Below are 2,074 nucleotides of genomic sequence, written 5' to 3'. Positions count from 1 at the left end.
TTTTAGGTGGTCACTTTCCACCGGAATGACATGGTCACTTTCTCAGGAATCTACAATAGTTGATTGCTTGTTTTAATTTAAATGTAATATGGCTATTATCTTGTTTTAGCTCTTGGATATATTTTTCAAAAGCAAATTGGATAAAATTTGAGTCTCTTTGTTCGACAAACAATTCGTCAACATTATTAAGAAAATCACGTACTGAATTAAAAAGCGTGTAATTAGAAGAAACTCCTATGTCAAAGAGATTAATAAATAAATTATAATATGGTCTCAAAGCTGGTTCAATTATGTCTTCAAAAGAATCTAAAATAAAAGACTTAAAAAGGTCTATAACTTCTTTTCCATATGAATCATAAAATAACTCATTACCACTACTTAATAAAGTAAGTTTATCAAGGTAAAGAGTTATTAATTTTTTATGCGATCCAATTTGGTTCGTTTCTCCTTTCTCTAAAAAAACTAAGAACTGAGATATTACCTCTTCTCTAGCCTTTAAAAACACTTCTTTTGTCTTGTCTGATCTTAGTTCATTCTGATAGATAGATGTTGAAAATGTAACAATACTCTTCCATTCTGGATTATTAAAGATGAATCTATACTTAGAATATGGCTTATAAACTTGAGTTATTTTTCTAAGTTTTTTAAAGATATAAAGAAAACAAAGGTGATTTAATAAAGAAATATTTGCTTCTTCGTTATTTATATCAAATGAATTATTATCTATAAACTGATCTTTATATTTTTCAAATATCTCACCCAATTTATTAATAAATATTGCATTATCTTGCTTTATATCTCCTTGAGTGATTGACAATATACTTCTTACTAAATACTCAAAATGCTGATTTGATTTATTTTTATCTAATTGATTTAGAAATACTTTAATTCTTTCTGTTGTTAAGTTTTCTTTTACCTGCTTATCTTTTTCAACATATTGGTATTTGAAAAAGTCTAATTTCACATTAAACTCATGTAAATAAATATTGTCAAGAAAGACATTTTGCTTTAAGAGATATACATACAGTATTATTCTAGCCTGCGCTAATAGATACTCTTTATTAATATCTATATTCCCCATATCTCTAAAGGGGTTAATTGTGATGGGAGTTTGATAGGCGTCATTTTTCCAAAATAAATCCTCAACCCAAGGCATTACATTAGAGTTTAATCCATAAAGAGAATAGTTTAAAACATTATTAAAAATCATTAAGTCTACTTCATCGCTTTCTTTTTGAAATTCTACACTTTTATCAGATTTATTTGGAATAATTGCCTTTCTAGAAACTACTACATGAGCTTTATCTTTAACATTTGAAGACTTAATTCTAATCTGTTTTATAATTCTTTGATTAACACCTTTATTTTTTTCAATAACTTCAATATATAATTCACATTGTAAAAATGAATTAATATGTTCTTTATCTAATTCAATTATTTCATTTTTATTACTCAGTATTAATATAGCAAAGTAATACAATTCTAATAAGCTACTTTTTCCACTTCCATTTTTACCAACAATAGCGCTAATTGTAATATCATTGGGATAAAAATCTGTAGGTACTTCTTCTTTATAATGAACTCTACAAATAATTTGATTAGCTTTTTCTTCTTTTTCTTTATAAGCTTCACTTAGAGGTAGATTTATTCCTATATTTTGATCTTGATTAACATCTTTATCTTGATCGTTTCGAAATGAATATTCACTATAGAATTTATATACATGATTAATCTTTAATCCCTTTAATAAATCTGGTGAAGTTTCTTCTAATGGTCGTATCGCTAGTATTTTAAAACTCATAATTATATTATATATAAGAGCTAAAATATAACATACTTTCTTTTAAAATTTAATAAATTAAGGGAAGCTAGTTGTTTTATGAGTATACTAGGTATTAGTAGAGTAGTATCTCCTTTTTTAATTGAAAATAACTTTTTTTAATCTGTTGTTAGTGTAGTACCTTTTAGCTAAACTAACAGTATGACATCAAGAAATGTTTTAAATAGCATCAAAGTGATTCTTGTGTAGATTCCTGAGAAAGTGACCATGTCATTCCGGTGGAAAGTGACCACC

The 2,074-nt window shown here is 26.1% G+C and carries 1 protein-coding gene; it reads right to left on the bottom strand.

Annotated features, from left to right (window positions below):
• Window positions 1–34 precede the first annotated feature (34 nt).
• The gene (locus AABL85_RS17355; protein ID WP_341311020.1) at window positions 35–1,801 is read right to left on the bottom strand and encodes a hypothetical protein; all 1,767 of its coding nucleotides are present in this window, start codon (window positions 1,799–1,801) and stop codon (window positions 35–37) included.
• Window positions 1,802–2,074 lie beyond the last annotated feature (273 nt).

The organism is Myroides odoratimimus (genome assembly GCF_038039805.1).
GTDB classification, from domain to species: domain Bacteria; phylum Bacteroidota; class Bacteroidia; order Flavobacteriales; family Flavobacteriaceae; genus Flavobacterium; species Flavobacterium odoratimimum_B.
The sequence above is the reverse complement of the archived record's forward strand: the minus strand, read 5'-3'. Positions and strand labels throughout refer to the sequence as shown.

Excerpts from the sequence above, each read along its gene's own strand:
- AABL85_RS17355 (WP_341311020.1), bottom strand. The coding sequence starts at position 1,801 with ATGAGTTTTAAAATACTAGCGATACGACCATTAGAAGAAACTTCACCA.